This is a genomic window from Rhizorhabdus phycosphaerae (genome assembly GCF_011044255.1).
Lineage (GTDB): Bacteria > Pseudomonadota > Alphaproteobacteria > Sphingomonadales > Sphingomonadaceae > Rhizorhabdus > Rhizorhabdus phycosphaerae.
Map to the genome: position 1 here is coordinate 3,642,720 of NZ_CP049107.1, position 13,862 is coordinate 3,656,581.

The 13,862-nt window shown below is 66.1% G+C and carries 15 protein-coding genes; 3 read left to right on the forward strand and 12 right to left on the reverse strand.

Features of this window, described 5'->3' with window-relative positions; translation table 11 throughout:
* Positions 1 to 11 precede the first annotated feature (11 nt).
* Genes G6P88_RS16945 through pgsA form a run of 5 tightly spaced genes read right to left on the reverse strand, consistent with a single transcriptional unit; the run spans position 12 to position 2,504 of the window.
* Positions 12 to 713, reverse strand: coding sequence for an anti-sigma factor (locus G6P88_RS16945; protein WP_165324231.1), 702 nt, complete (start codon positions 711 to 713; stop codon positions 12 to 14).
* On the reverse strand, positions 706 to 1,233 hold the full coding sequence (locus tag G6P88_RS16950) for a sigma-70 family RNA polymerase sigma factor (RefSeq protein ID WP_165324232.1): 528 nt from the start codon (positions 1,231 to 1,233) through the stop codon (positions 706 to 708). Before G6P88_RS16950 ends, G6P88_RS16945 begins: the two co-directional genes overlap by 8 nt.
* Complete coding sequence (locus G6P88_RS16955) at positions 1,233 to 1,688, reverse strand: molybdenum cofactor biosynthesis protein MoaE (protein WP_165324233.1); 456 nt, start codon at positions 1,686 to 1,688, stop codon at positions 1,233 to 1,235. Before G6P88_RS16955 ends, G6P88_RS16950 begins: the two co-directional genes overlap by 1 nt.
* Entirely contained in the window at positions 1,685 to 1,942 is a 258-nt protein-coding gene (moaD, locus tag G6P88_RS16960) for a molybdopterin converting factor subunit 1 (protein ID WP_165324234.1), read from the reverse strand. Before moaD ends, G6P88_RS16955 begins: the two co-directional genes overlap by 4 nt.
* Before the next feature lie 10 nt (positions 1,943 to 1,952).
* A complete protein-coding gene (gene pgsA / locus G6P88_RS16965) occupies positions 1,953 to 2,504 on the reverse strand; it encodes a CDP-diacylglycerol--glycerol-3-phosphate 3-phosphatidyltransferase (protein WP_165324235.1) in 552 nt (183 codons plus the stop codon).
* Positions 2,505 to 2,707: 203 nt separating this feature from the next.
* Here pgsA and G6P88_RS16970 point away from each other — a divergent pair, with 203 nt between their 5' ends.
* Positions 2,708 to 3,973, forward strand: coding sequence for an MFS transporter (locus tag G6P88_RS16970; RefSeq protein ID WP_165324236.1), 1,266 nt, complete (start codon positions 2,708 to 2,710; stop codon positions 3,971 to 3,973).
* Between the two features lie 205 nt (positions 3,974 to 4,178).
* Here the strand turns inward: G6P88_RS16970 and G6P88_RS16975 are convergent, their stop codons facing one another.
* The gene (locus G6P88_RS16975; RefSeq protein WP_165324237.1) at positions 4,179 to 4,643 is read right to left on the reverse strand and encodes a hypothetical protein; all 465 of its coding nucleotides are present in this window, start codon (positions 4,641 to 4,643) and stop codon (positions 4,179 to 4,181) included.
* Between the two features lie 125 nt (positions 4,644 to 4,768).
* On the opposite strand from G6P88_RS16975, the gene dinB reads away from it, so the two are divergent.
* The gene (gene dinB / locus G6P88_RS16980) at positions 4,769 to 5,899 is read left to right on the forward strand and encodes a DNA polymerase IV (protein ID WP_206335806.1); all 1,131 of its coding nucleotides are present in this window, start codon (positions 4,769 to 4,771) and stop codon (positions 5,897 to 5,899) included.
* Positions 5,900 to 5,927: 28 nt separating this feature from the next.
* A complete protein-coding gene (locus tag G6P88_RS16985) occupies positions 5,928 to 6,590 on the forward strand; it encodes a DsbA family oxidoreductase (protein WP_165324238.1) in 663 nt (220 codons plus the stop codon).
* 12 nt (positions 6,591 to 6,602) lie between these two features.
* Here G6P88_RS16985 and G6P88_RS16990 read toward each other — a convergent pair whose 3' ends face one another.
* From G6P88_RS16990 to G6P88_RS17015, 6 genes are all read right to left on the reverse strand, one after another.
* The gene (locus tag G6P88_RS16990; RefSeq protein WP_165324239.1) at positions 6,603 to 7,130 is read right to left on the reverse strand and encodes a glycine cleavage system transcriptional repressor; all 528 of its coding nucleotides are present in this window, start codon (positions 7,128 to 7,130) and stop codon (positions 6,603 to 6,605) included.
* Between the two features lie 70 nt (positions 7,131 to 7,200).
* Positions 7,201 to 8,922: a heparinase II/III family protein gene (locus G6P88_RS16995; RefSeq protein WP_165324240.1), complete on the reverse strand. Its 1,722-nt coding sequence runs from the start codon at positions 8,920 to 8,922 to the stop codon at positions 7,201 to 7,203.
* A gap of 9 nt (positions 8,923 to 8,931) precedes the next feature.
* Positions 8,932 to 9,594, reverse strand: coding sequence for a ribulose-phosphate 3-epimerase (rpe, locus tag G6P88_RS17000; protein ID WP_165324241.1), 663 nt, complete (start codon positions 9,592 to 9,594; stop codon positions 8,932 to 8,934).
* A 108-nt stretch (positions 9,595 to 9,702) separates the two neighbouring features.
* Positions 9,703 to 11,103 (reverse strand): TolC family protein, encoded by a 1,401-nt coding sequence (locus G6P88_RS17005; protein ID WP_165324242.1) that lies wholly within the window; start codon positions 11,101 to 11,103, stop codon positions 9,703 to 9,705.
* Complete coding sequence (locus G6P88_RS17010; protein WP_165324243.1) at positions 11,100 to 12,164, reverse strand: efflux RND transporter periplasmic adaptor subunit; 1,065 nt, start codon at positions 12,162 to 12,164, stop codon at positions 11,100 to 11,102. The genes G6P88_RS17005 and G6P88_RS17010 overlap by 4 nt, the downstream gene beginning before the upstream one ends.
* Positions 12,148 to 13,839, reverse strand: a complete 1,692-nt coding sequence (locus G6P88_RS17015; protein WP_165324244.1) for an ABC transporter ATP-binding protein — start codon at positions 13,837 to 13,839, stop codon at positions 12,148 to 12,150. The genes G6P88_RS17010 and G6P88_RS17015 overlap by 17 nt, the downstream gene beginning before the upstream one ends.
* Positions 13,840 to 13,862: the final 23 nt, after the last annotated feature.

The following is a 13,862-nucleotide window of genomic DNA, read 5'->3' on the forward strand; positions in this document are numbered from 1 at the left end:
CGTCGGGCGCTTCAGCTCCTGGTCGGAAGCCGCACCATCTGGCCGGAATAGACGACCGGGCCGGTCGGCAGGCCGGTCGGCGATCCGCCCTTGGGCTCGACCGAAACGGCGATCGTCATATCCTCCGCAGTGTCGAGCCGAAGCCGTTCGAGCGCAGGGCTGCCGTCGTCGGGCATCAGGCCGATCGACTTCGGCGCGGCCTTGCCCGCGATCACCCACAATTCCATGCTATGGCCTGGCTTGTCCGCGACGTTGACGGGGGTCACCTGAAGCTGGCCCGAGGCTTGGTCATAGGTCACGAGCAGCGCCGGGGTGCCGCCCTTTTCGCTGAGAGCAGCGACCGACTGAATTGTCGCTCCTCCACGCTCCGCAACCTGCGTGGCGGGGGCGGGGGATGGTGGCGGAGGTCGCAGAGCCATGCCGATGCTACCCATGGCGACGAGGACTGCAGCTGCAGTCGCCATTTGCCAGCGGCGCACCACGGCATTGTCGTTGGCGGGCTGCCCGCTGGTCGCCACGCGTGCCCAGATGCTGGCGGGCGGTTCGACCGCTTCGACCGTCAGCAGCAGGGGGGCAAGCCGGTCCTGCCACGCCGCGACCGCAGCGACGGCGGCCGGATCGGTCAGCAGCCTGCGCTGAAAGGCGCGCCGTTCCTCGGCGTCGAGCGTGCCGAGCACATATTCGCCCGCGATCGGGTCGAGATCGTCAGCCATCGAGGCAGCCCCTCAGCCGGGCGAGGCCGCGGTGCAGCCAGCTCTTGATCGTTCCCGTGGGATGGCCGAGCCGCTCCGCCAGTTCCTCGCGGCTCTCGCCGTTGAGATAGGCCGACAGGATCAGCGAACGCTGGTCGGGATCGAGCCGGTCCAGACAGACCCGGAGCGCTGCAAGCTGCTCCGCCGAAACGCCGCCGTCGGCGAGCATGTCGAAGTCGAAATCATCGTCGCGTTGGCGGCCGGCAGGACGTTCGCGCCGACGCAGGTCGATGGCGACGTTGCGGGCGATCGTCGCCGCCCAGGTGATCGGGCTGCCGCGCTGGGCATCGAACCCCGCGGCGTTGCGCCAGATCTTCGCATAGGCATCCTGCATCGCGTCTTCCGCCATCGACCGTTCGGGTAAGATACGCAGGATGACCCCGAAAAGTTTTGCCGAGGTGCGCTGATAGAAGCGGGCGAAGGCGTCCCGATCGCCTTGCGCGATCGCCAGAAGCAGATCCGGGAGATCCTCGGCTGCCATCAGTGTTTCTCCCAGCGCGCGGCGGCTTCGTCATCTTCCTTGCGGGCATCGACCCATTGGCTCGACCCGTCGGCGAAATGCTCCTTCTTCCAGAAGGGCGCGCGCGTCTTGAGCCAGTCGATCAGGAAGGCGGTGGCCTCCAGCGCCGCGGCGCGGTGCGGGGAGGCGGCCGCGACGAACACGATGCGCTGCCCCGGCAGCAGGCGACCATGACGATGGATCGCGGTTACCCCGAGCAGCGGCCAGCGGGTGGCGGCCTCTTGCGCGATCCGCGTCATCATCGCCTGGGTCATGGCAGGGTGATGCTCCAGCTCCAACGCCGCCAGGCCGTTGCCGCCCCGAACGACGCCGGTGAAACTGGCCACGCCGCCGCCGCCGAGCGCCTCCAGCCGGGCGAGTTCGGCACCCGGATCGAAGTCGCCGGCGCGGACATCGATGTGCAGCGCGGCGCTCATCCCCCGGTCACCGGCGGAAACAGGGCGATTTCCCTGGCATTGGCGATGGGGCTGTCGAGATCGGCAAAGTCCTCGCCGACTGCGGCGCGGATGCGGGCCGGATCTGCAAAGGCCTCGGCATAGCCGCCGCCGCGGGTGGCGAGCCAAGCGATCAGCGCACCGATCGTGGCGATGCCGTCCGGAGGGGAAACGCTTTCGGCGCTGCGCCCGATCGCTTCGCGCACCCTTGCGAAATAGAGCAGCTCGATGGTCATCGGCTGGTGGTCAATCCATATGCCGGATGCCGACGCGCAGATAATCCCACCCGGTCAGCAGGGTGAGGACGGCGGCGGCCCACAGGCAGAACAGCCCGGTCGTCTCGATCCAGGCCCAGGCGGGCAGGGCATTGCCGAGGATGATCGCGCCGAGCGAGATCAGCTGGAAGGTCGTCTTCCATTTGGCGAGCTGGCTGACGGGAATCGATACCTGCACGCCTGCGAGGAACTCACGCAGCCCCGAAACGGCGATTTCCCGCAGCAGGATCACCAGCGCGGCGATCGTGGCATAGCCCGACACGTCCCGGTTCAGCACCAGCATCAGGATGACCGCCGCGACCATGATCTTGTCGGCGATCGGGTCGAGGAAGACGCCGAGCTTCGATACGGTGCCCTGCGCGCGCGCCAGATAGCCGTCGAAATAGTCGGTTATCGCCATCAGCGAATAGAGGCCGAAGGCGACACCATATTCGAGCCGGCTGGGATCCGGCCACAGCAGGAAGACGAGGATCGGGACCGCGAGGATGCGCGACAGCGTCAATATGTTCGGCAGGGTCAGCATGCGCCTCCTGCTCTAGCGCGGAAGCGGCGCCGACATAAGCCCCCCGCTGCGCAGCCGATAAAAGCTTAAGCCTATGGGAAGAAAGGCGCGTCACATATCGTACATGGCTTCACGTTATCGGCTTGGTCCTTGATGCTCCCGTCGGCTAAGGGAGGGTGACCGAGAGATGCCCGTAAACGAAATATAAGGCGCAGTATCCCCGCATGACCCCGACCTTCCGGCTTCTGGCCAAACGGCGGTTTCTGCCGTTGTTCGTCACGCAGTTCCTCGGCGCGTTCAACGACAATCTCTTCCGCACCGCGATGATCATGCTGGTCATCTACAAGATCTACAACGATCCGGCGCGCGAAGCCGCCTTCTCGGCGGTTGCCGGTGGCCTGTTCATCCTGCCCTTCTTCCTGTTTTCGGCGATGGCAGGCCAGCTGGCGGACAGCCATGACAAGGCCCGCATCATCCGGATCGTCAAGACCGCCGAAATCGCGATCATGGTGGTGGGTGCTGGCGGATTGATCCTCCAGAATGTGCCGATGATGCTGATCGCGCTCTTGTCGATGGGCGCGCACTCCACCTTCTTCGGCCCGATCAAATATGCGATTCTGCCCCAGCATCTGGAGGACGATCAGGTGCTTCCCGGGACGGGGCTGGTCGAGGCCGGGACCTATATCGCCATTCTCGCAGGGACGATCACCGGCGGAATAATTGCGTCCGAACATGCGGCGGTCGGCGTGCTTCTGGTCGCCGCGCTTGGCTGGTTCGCCGGACGACAGGTGCCCGCTGCACCGCCGATGACGACCGACGCCCGCGTCGATTTCCACGTCATTCGCTCGTCGATCCGGTTGGTGTCGGACACGATGCACGTCCGCCGCCTCTTCCTCGCCATCCTCGCGATCAGCTTCTTCTGGGCGCAGGGGACGATTCTGGCGGCGCAGTTTCCGCCGCTGGTCAAAAATGTCCTGGGAGCGAAGCAGGACGTGGCGACGATGTTCCTTGGCATATTCTCGGTGGGCGTCGCGATCGGCTCGATCGCCATCAACCGTATCCTGAAGGGCGCGGTGTCGGCGCGCTGTTCGCCGGTCGCCGCGCTGGTGATGGGCGCTTTCGTCTGCGATCTCTGGTGGACTTCGCACCATTGGCCCGACCCGCAAGGCGCATTGCGGGGGCTCTCCGAGTTCATGGCCATGCCCAATGCCGAGCGCGTGCTGTTCGATCTGCTGGGCGTCGCGATCGCCGGCGGCATCTTCGTCGTCCCGCTCTATGCGTTTCTCACCACCACCGTGGCGAAAGCCCAGACAGCACGCACGGTCGCGGCGAACAACATCGTCAATTCCGGGGCGATGGTGACCGCAACGCTGCTGCTGGCAGGGCTCGTGCATCTCGGCGTTTCGGTCGCCGAAACCCTGCTGATGGTCGCGGTGGGAAGCTTGGGTGCGTCGCTGCTGGCCTGGAGGCTGCACAAGGCCTGCGACTGAGCCGCTTATCAGGGGATCAGCGCGCCAAAAGCGATCAGTCCGGCGACATAGGCTAACAGGAACAGCCGCAGGTCATAGCGCCAGCGATCGGTGGTTGGGTCGAACCGCATCGGCACCACATGCGACACGGGCGGCAAAGCCGTAAAGCCATGCCGCCCGCATATTTCCGCCCGTCCTGTCCCGCGAAAGGACGGACGAACCATGATCAGTGCATCGCTGCGACCGAATCCGCGCCATTGCCGGTCGTGTCGTTGCGCTGGCGAAGCTTCTCGATATTGTCGCGCGCCTCGTCGATCCGCTCATGCGCCTTGCGCGAGAGATCGTCGGTCGCCTTGCGCAGCTTGTCGGTGCCGTCGTGGATGACGCTGCGCACGCGGTCGCGGTTCATGAAAATGGCCACGCCCGCAGCCACGAGACCGGCGATGACGCCTGCCGCGATCGAGAGGCTGGTCCGGTCGGTCGGAACATTGCGTGCTGCCCGGCTTGCTCGGGTGCGCACCGAACGCACCATCTTCTGCGCCTCGCCTGCGAGCGTTTCGGGCTGGCTCGACTGTGCCGCCTTGGGCGCCGCGCGCTTACGAGCCGTCGTCGCCGTCTTGGTGCCGTTACGCTTTGCGGTCGCGCGGGTCCCGGTCGAACGCGCGCCAGTGCTGGTCGTCCTGGTAGCCATAGTTCTTCTCCATATATTTCGCCGATAAAACGCCCGGGGACAGCGAGGGTTCCTGACATCGGCATGCTGAATGGCTGCTGTCGGTGCTGGCATGAGGTTCATCATGCCTGTATCTCCTTTGTTCCATGGACGGGCCCGAGCCATCCTCTTTCGAACCGACCGCCGCGGAGGGCGGCCGCAAGATCATCCATATCGACATGGATGCCTTCTACGCGTCGGTCGAACAGCGTGACGATCCGTCGCTGCGCGGCAAGCCTGTCGCCGTCGGCGGCACGCGCGAACGCGGGGTGGTCGCGGCGGCGAGCTACGAGGCGCGGCGCTTCGGCGTACGCTCGGCAATGGCGTCGGGCCTTGCACGCCGCCTGTGCCCCGATCTTCTGTTCGTCCGGCCGCGGTTCGAAGTCTACCGGGAGGTGTCGCGCCAGATTCACGAGATCTTCGCCGAGTTCACCGATCTGATCGAACCGCTGTCGCTCGACGAGGCCTATCTGGACGTGACGAGCAATCACCAGGGCGCGGCCACCGCCACCGAGGTTGCGCGGATGATCCGCGCGAGGATCAAGGCCGAAACCGGTCTGACGGCGTCCGCCGGGGTGTCGTACAACAAGTTCATCGCCAAGCTGGCGTCGGACCACAACAAGCCCGACGGGCTATGCGTAGTCCGGCCCGACCAGGGGCTCGCCTTCCTTGCCCCGCTCGCCGTGGGCCGTTTCCACGGGGTCGGCCCGGTCACCGCGGCGCGCATGGAGAAGCTGGGGATTCACACCGGCGCCGATCTGCGACGGTGCAGCCGCGAGTTTCTTGCGCAGCAGTTCGGCAAGTCCGGCGACTATTTCTATCTGGCCGCGCGTGCGATCGACCATCGGCCGGTCCGCCCCGATCGCGTGCGCAAGTCGATCGGCTCGGAGAATACCTTCTTCCACGATCTGTTCGCCCATGACGATCTCGCCGCAGCGCTGCGCGAGTCGAGCGATACCGTGGCGCGCCATGCCGCGCGGACCGGCAAGGCGGGGCGGACCGTGTCGATCAAGCTGCGTTACGCCGACTTCCGCACCTTGACCCGGGCGCGGACATTGCCGGCTCCCGTCTCCGATGCGGACAGCCTCTACCGCACGGCGCTGGAACTGCTCGCGCCGCTCGAGCCCGTGGAGCAGGGCGTGCGGCTTCTGGGCGTGACGCTGTCCAACCTGGGCGAAGGCGAGGAAGAGCTGTCGGTGACCGCCGAGCAATTGGCGCTGGCGCTCGAATGGGCCTAAGCTGCTGCAAAGGCAGAGGGAGCCCACCATGACGACCACGCTGACCATCGATTTCGTCTCGGATGTTTCCTGTCCCTGGTGCGTCATCGGGTTGCGCGGGCTCGAACAGGCGCTCGACCTGCTCCAGGGGGAGGTCGAGGCGGACATTCGCTTTCAGCCGTTTGAACTCAATCCCGGGATGGCGCGCGAGGGCGAGAATATCGGCGAGCACATCCAGCGCAAATATGGCAGCAGCCCGGAAAAATCGGCTGATCTGCGCGAGATGATCCGGAGCAGGGCGGCGGCGCTCGGTTTCGTGATGGCGATGGGCCCGGACAGCCGCATCTACAACACCTTCGACGCGCACCGCCTGCTCCATTGGGCCGGTCTGCAAGACCTTGATCGGCAGAGGGCGCTGAAGCACGCCCTGTTCGCGCTCTATTTCACCGACGCCGGCAATCCCGCCGATCGCGATGCACTGATCGAAGCGGCCGGCCGGGTCGGGCTGGACCGCGATCAGGCCGCTTCGATCCTCGATTCCGACGCCTATGCAGAAGCCGTGCGGGAGGCCGAGCTTCTCTGGCAGCGCCAGGGGATAAGCTCGGTTCCGGCGGTGGTCGTCGATGGCCGCTATCTCATCTCGGGCGGGCAGCCGCCCGAGGCGTTCGAGAAAGCGCTGCGGTCGATCGCCGCCGAGAAGGCCGCCAGCTGAGCGCTCTCTCGCTCAGTCGTTGGAGCGACCATCGGGAAAGTCGACCATGATCTCGCCGGATATGTCCTCGAGCGCCTCGCGCAGGCGATCGACCGACAGTCCCGGCGGGAGCAGCAGCTGCGCCTGCCCGCGAAACAGAGGAGAGCCGGACCAGGCGCTGCCTTCGATCTCGCTCGAAAATCCCTCGATGTTGACGTGAAGCCCCGCGAGCACCGTCGTGACCTCGCGGACGATGCCGGGGCGGTCCTGGCCGACGATCTCGATCGCCAGAACGTCTCCGGCGCGGTCGGTGGCGGGGGCGACTGACGGAGAGATCGCAACCGACAGGCCGGTCGCGTCGATCGCCTGCGCAGCAGCTTCCAGATCGCCCAGGCGTCCGGCCGGAAGCTCGACCAGTACAGACCCGACATATTGCCCGCCGAGGCGCGACAAATGGCTTTCGAGCCAGTTCCCACCGACCTGATAGACCGCATCGGCGAGGGCCTTGGTCAGGCCGGGACGATCGCTGCCGACAACCGTCAGGATCACGCTCTGGTTCATGGCTTCACTCTCCATTCTTTGTTGTCGGCCAAGCCGCAGCGCTTATGTGATGCCGTGGCCCGACACGCTTTCATTCCGAACGCAGAAGGCTCCAGCCGATCTCGATGCCCTCGGCCGGGACCGATCCGGCGATCACCAACTGGCGGATAGACTGCGGCCTGCCGCGGGAATCGATCCATATGCTGTCTTCGATAGCGACCTCTCCGCCGCTCGCCCTGAAGCGCCACAGCGCGCCTTCCGCGATGCGCAGCAGCGCCCCGCTGCCATCGGCCGTCGCGGAAACGTCGACATCGGGCGCGAGGTGGAACCGGATGGCGTAGCTGGTCTCGGTCTGTTTCGAGCGGCGACCGGAGGGAAGGAGATGATCCTCGCCCTTCACCTGCCGACCGCCCTGGCCGATCTGGATGACCCGCCGGTGGGCGAAGCCGAAGCGCCGGACATAGCCGTCATGGCGCATGTCGATGCGGCTTCCCTGCATGTCCTCGCGCCGTTCCACCTCGACCTCGGTGACGCCCTTGCCGAGTGTTCCGTCGTCATGGACGGCGGTCGAATTGCTGTCGGCCAGCACCAGCGTCGAATGGGCGGCGGTGCTGCGCAGCGCCTGGGCGAGCTCCGGGTGGAGCGCATTGTTCGCGCCGCGCCCGCCGCCGCAGTTGACGATCAGCCGCCAGGGCCCGTCCGACATCTCCAGAGCCAGCGTCGAGGCGCAGGCGTTGCGTGCGAAGCGCGACACGGGCGGCGGTGCGGCGTCGACGATGATCCGCGTATGGCCGTTCGCCAGTCGCTGATAACCCCAGTCGCGCGACTGCCGCAGCGGCCGACCGCGGATCCCCGATCCCGCGACCACCGCGTCGATCCGGCCCCCATCGATCGGCGCCGTGCCCTGCCAGCTCGACAGGCCGCCATCGCCCATGGTGAGACCGAGCAGCGGTGGCACGGCCCGGTTGAGCGCGTCCAGCAGCGGTGCGGGCAATCGCTGGCCACGCATCTCATAATATTTGCGCAGCATGGCGAGCAGGCCGACAAGGTCGATCTGCTCCACCGGGGAGCGGCTTACAATTCCGCCATCGGGATGGAGCGCCGCCTCCAATGCGCGGGTGAGGCCTTGTTCTCCGTGGAGCTGGCGCAGTTCGCCGCCCGGGATCAGCAGTCCCGCAGCGGTCACGCCCGCCCAGGCTGCCACGCGCGGTAGGCCGGGGGCGGCCTTTTCTGCGCTGCGATCGAGATGCTTGGCACCACGGCTCAGCGTGTTCAGCACCGGGCCGCGCAACTCGTCGGTGGAGACGATCAGCGGAGCATGGCATCCCCAGAACAGGATGCGGCGCCCCCACAGGTCGGGACGCCAGGCCGCTTCATGAACCTGCCGGCCGCAATTCTCCAGCCAGCGCCGGGTCAGCAACTCGGCGATCGGCGCCACCCGCAGCCGGGGGCCTGCCGCGCTCAGGTCGCGCAGCCAGGCGAAGCTCTGGAGATGGTCGTTGAACGCGGCGGAGATGGTGCGGGGCCGGAAGTCGAACGTCTCGATCGCGACGCTCTCGCCCTGCCAGACGATCTCGCCGTCCAGCATCGCTCCGCCCAGGCGTACGAGCCCTTCGATCGGATCGACCGGCACGTCGAGCAGCTTGAGCGGATAGCGGCCCCGTAACCGGAAATTGTGAACCGGCGTGCGCCAGGACAAAGCGTGGAGCCGTCCGGCGACGCGCTCTGCGAGCGAATGGCTGCGGTCATGCTCGACGCGGATCAGGCGCCGGCCGGGCTCAACGCCGTCGTCGAAGCCGGGCCCGTCGCTCATGCCTTATGCTCAGCCTTTCCTGAGGCCGGCGATGTTGGCGGCGTAGCAGTCGGGGCCGCCCCGGAAGGTCGCCGTGCCGGCAACCAGAGCGGTGGCTCCGGCCGCGATCACGCGCGGCGCGGTGTTGGCATCGACGCCGCCGTCCACCTCCAGCTCGATAGGCTTGCCGGTCTTGTCGATCATCTTGCGGATCGCCTCGATCTTGCGCAGCTGGCTTTCGATGAAGCTCTGCCCGCCGAAGCCCGGATTTACGCTCATCACCAACACGAGGTCGATGTCCTCGATCAGATAATCGAGCATCTTCGCCGGGGTCGCCGGGTTGAGCGAGATGCCGGCCTTTTTGCCGAGCGCCTTGATCCGCTGGACGGTGCGATGCGTGTGCGGCCCCGCTTCGGGGTGCACGGTGATGATATCCGCGCCTGCATTGGCGAAGTCCTCCAGGAAGGAATCGACCGGCGAAATCATCAGGTGCACGTCGAACGGCTTGGTCGTGTGCGGGCGCAGCGCCTTCACGACGGCCGGGCCGATCGTGATGTTCGGCACGAAATGCCCGTCCATCACGTCGACGTGAATCCAGTCGGCGCCGGCCGCGTCGATGGCCCGGACTTCCTCGCCCAGTCGGGCGAAGTCTGCGGAGAGGATGGAGGGCGAGATCTTTACGGGCTGGGTCATATCCGTTCCGATTAGCCATGTGGGCAGGGGCGGGCAAGGTCGGAGGGTCGTGCCACGCACACCGTCTGTCTCCCATCGGGAAGATCGCCGGTGATCGAGGGGCGCTGCTCAGAGCCCCAGCTGTTCGCGGTCGACCGTGGCCGCGACCAGCTCGGCGCGGGACGCAGCCTGCCGATATTCGGCGTCGATCTGGCGAAGCCGCGCGTCGGCGGCCGATTCCTCGCGCAGGTTGACCAGCAGGAAGTCGCTCGCCCCCAGCTGGAACCGGCGGCGCTCGGCCTCCGCCATGCGGTTCGCCAGCCGGCTTTCGTCGGCGGCCAGGCCGACCAGCTTGGATGTGGCGTCGACCTGGATCGAGAAGGCGCGGATCTCGACCTGAATCTGTTCGGTGAGCAGCTTGCGGCGCAGGGCAAGGCTTTCCGCCTCGGCCTCGGCCTCGGCGATGCGCCCGCGCGCTTGGCGTCTCTGCAGGGGAACCGAAAAGCGCAGGCCTACGATCGTCTCGGTGGGGGATCGGCTGGACCCGCCGAGCCCGGTGGGGCCGATGTCCTTGCTGGTCTCGGCGCGGACGTCGAGACGGGGCGACATCTCGTTTTCGGCAAGCTGAATCCTGGTGCGTGTCTGATCGAGGCGCACCAATATGGCATCGAGATCGGGCCGTGACACAGGCATGCCTTCGAGGGCGCTCGTCGGCGGGAGCCTGAAGGTCGGAAAGCTCTCTGGAAGCCGGCCGCGATCGACCACGACCGGGGTGCCGGCCTCGTCGCGCAGAAACAGCGACAATGCGTTAGCGGCAGCCGCCAGGTCCTGCTCGGCGCGCACCAGCAGTGCTTCGCGCCGGATCATGTTCTGGCGGTTCTCGGTCGCGAGAATCTCCGGCCGCGAGCCCCGTTTTACCTGTTGTTCGATCGATTGCTGACGATCGGTCGCAAGCTTCAGCAGGTCGCGATAAATCGCAACGCGCTGCCCTGCGGCGACCCAGTTTTGATAGGCGTCGATCGCGCGTCGCTGGACCCCGATCGCCACCATGTCCCGGTCGAGCTTGGCGATATCGATGTCGCGCTCCGCCAGCGACAGCTTCGCCCGCCGGTCGTCGATGAAACGGTCCCGGAGCAGCGCGAAATAGCCTCCGAGCTTTACCTCGCCCAGCCGGTTGGTGAAGGATTTGTCCTCATAGATGGGGAAGTCGCCGCGCGAGACCCGGTAGCCGGCATAGAGGCCGCCGCCATTGCTCAGCAGCGGCTGACTGGCCTTGCCCTCGATGATCGTGCCGTCATAGGTGCCGGTCAGCCGGCTGGTCGCGTCGGCTTCGAACAGCAGGTCGAAAGCGCCCTGCGCGGAGAGGCGGCGGCCCTCCATCTGGCGTTGTTTGGCGATGGCATCGAGGATGGCCGGCGCGTGCTGTGCGGAGGAGCGGAGCAGCTCCTCCAGCGTCAGCGGAGCGGCTCCCACCTGCGCCGGCAAGAGCGCCGCCATTGCTGCCAGCACCGTCACGAGCCAACGCATCATTTGCCCTGATCCTTGCTCGTCGCGACAGAAGGATAGCCGGCTTCGGACTCCTGGGCGGGACGGCGGAACTCGAGCGGGAAGTCGTTGAGCTGGCGCCACAGCTCGTAACCGAGCGGCACGGTTTCCATCTGGATCCAGCCGCGCACTTTCGCGCCGACCCGCACATAGGCGGCCGCCGGCCAGGGGGCCTTGCCCGGGGCTTCCTCGACGATGACACGGAACAGGCCCGTCGCCTGAGCCGACGGGTCGATCGAGCGGACGCGCCCGTCGAACATGCCTTGCGCGACCGATGGCCAGCCACTGAACTGGATCGCGGGCCAGCCTTCGAAGGCGAGGCGGACCGTCCGGCCGGGCCGGACGAGCGCGATGTCGCGGCCGTCGATCATGAGCTCGATAACCCGTGCCGGGGTTTCGGGCGCGAGCATCGCGAGCTGGCTGCCCGCGGTGACGAGCGTGGCGCCGGCGACCGCGTTGATCGACTGTATCCGTCCGTCGCGCGGCGCAGTGACGAGCAGCGCGGACTGGCGGTTCAGGGCCAGGTCGGCGCGGTTCAGCTTGGCGCGCGATTCTGCCAGCTTTGCCTGCTGTTCGGCGACCTTGATCTGCGTGGCTTCGTAGTCGCGCCGCGCGATCAGCCCCTCGGAAAAGAGCTGTGCCGAGCGGTTCACATCGAGCTGCGCGACCGCGATCGCCTGCTGGACCGAGGCGACTTCGGCCGCCACCTGCGCCCGTTCGGCCTGCAACCGCGCAATAAGATTGGGGTCGTTGTCGACGAGCAGGGCAATCTTGTCGCCCTTTGCGACCACCTGGCCGTCCTGCACGAACCATTTCTCGACCCGGCCTGGCACCAGAGCGGTAATCGGCTGGACGCGGTCGAGCGGTGACAGGGCTATGACCTGCCCGGTTCCGGCGGATGTCTGCACCCAGGGCACGATGAACAGCAGGATCGCGATGATCCCGATGGCAACGCTCAGTATCCACGCGATGACCCGCGCCATCCTCGGCGGCTGGAGCGAGGCGAGCGTGTGGAAATGCCGGATATGTTCAGGCTTGAAGGGCATTTGCCGATCCTTCCCGCTTGGCCGTTTCCATGAGGTCGGCATCGGTTTCGCAGCGCATCTGGCTGGTTGCGCCAATCCACAGATAGCCGTCGCGCACAATGCCTTCCGGACGACGGGTGAATTGCAGCACGGTCGTTCCGCTTTCGCGGAGCCTGTCCAGAGCACGGTTCAGACAGTCCGGGGGCAACAGATCATAGAGCGGGGACAGCACCAGCAGCTTGGGGCGTGCGAGCAATGCCGCCGCAAGCTTGAGCGCCATCAGCTCGCCCACCGAGAGCGGCCAGCCCGAACTGGAGATGATCGTATCGAGGCCCTTCTCGAGGCTGCTGATCCGCCCGGCCAGATCGACCGTCTCCAGCACGCCGATCATGCCGTCCTGCGTACCGGATGCGGCCAGGCGCAAATAGTCGCGGATCGACATCTCCACGAAGCTGGGTCGGTCGAACACCATGATATCGGCGCGCAGCCGGTACATGTCGAAACCCGAAATATCCCCTCCGCCGATCAGGACCATCCCGCGCCTGGCAAGGGTGTGGCGCTTGAGAAGGCGGGACAGGGAGCCTTCCACGCCCGCGGCTGCCATGACGACCAGCTGCTCCCCGCTTTCGATCGCAAAGTCGAAGCGATGATCGCCATATTCGGCACCCCGCAGCTTCACCGATCCGTCGGCCGGTCCGGTCCCGCCGGTCTGCCCCTGTTCCTGCGGGATTTCCCAGAACAGCGACAGTTCCTCGAGGCCTGCGGCGAACTCGTACAGCGCTTCGAGATAGGTGCCGAACTGCGAGATGCCGTAAAAGACCCCCGAAAGGATCAGCTCTGCCGCGACGAGCTGACCGATCGACAGCTCTCCGCGGATGATCAGCCATCCCCCAAGCGCGAGCAGCGTGGCGCTGGCCAGCGCGTAGATGAACAGCAGGGCGATCGTTTGGGCGAAGGTGTAGCTGAAATGTTTGCGATGGGCTGCGACATATCCGGCCGTGAGCGCTTCCGAACGCTGGATGGCATGCGTCAGGTGGCGGCTCGATTTATAGAAGCCGTTGGAACTGCCGACGCTTTCGAGCCAGTGCGCCGCACTGTGTTTCGCCTGGCTCTTTTCGACGGCGCTGGAAATCGCGCCCGACGCCCAGAACTGCCAGACGATGAAAAGGAGCAGCACCAACACGGCGTTGAACGCGAGAAAGAACGGATGGTAGAAACTCGTGACGGCCAGGCCGATGATGCCCTGGAGGGCGATGGTGAAGCCGCCGATGATCAGGCTGGGTAGCGCCTTCTGCACCGTCATCAGGTCGAAATAGCGATTGAACAGGTCGCCGCGCAGCGTGTCGGTGAAGAACGGGTTCTGCGCATGCACCGCGCGCAGCGTGATTTCCGCCACGATCCGCGCGAACCATCGCCGCTCGAACCGCGCCATCACATGAATCCGGATCGCCGACAATATGCCCGACAGGGCGAGCAGCAGGAACAGGATCAATGACAGGGTGAACAGCGGCGCGGGAAGCGCCGTGTTCGCGACCGAGTTGATAAGCAGCTGGACCGAGATCGGTGTAGCCAACGACAGCAGAGAGATCGCAACGCCATAAACGGCGGCGATCTTCAGAAAGCCAGCATCGGGCGCGAGGACGAGCTTGATCCAGCCCCCGAGCGCCCTCACGCCATATTTTTGTCCCGCCACCATGACCTCCACGTTCGATGCCCAAA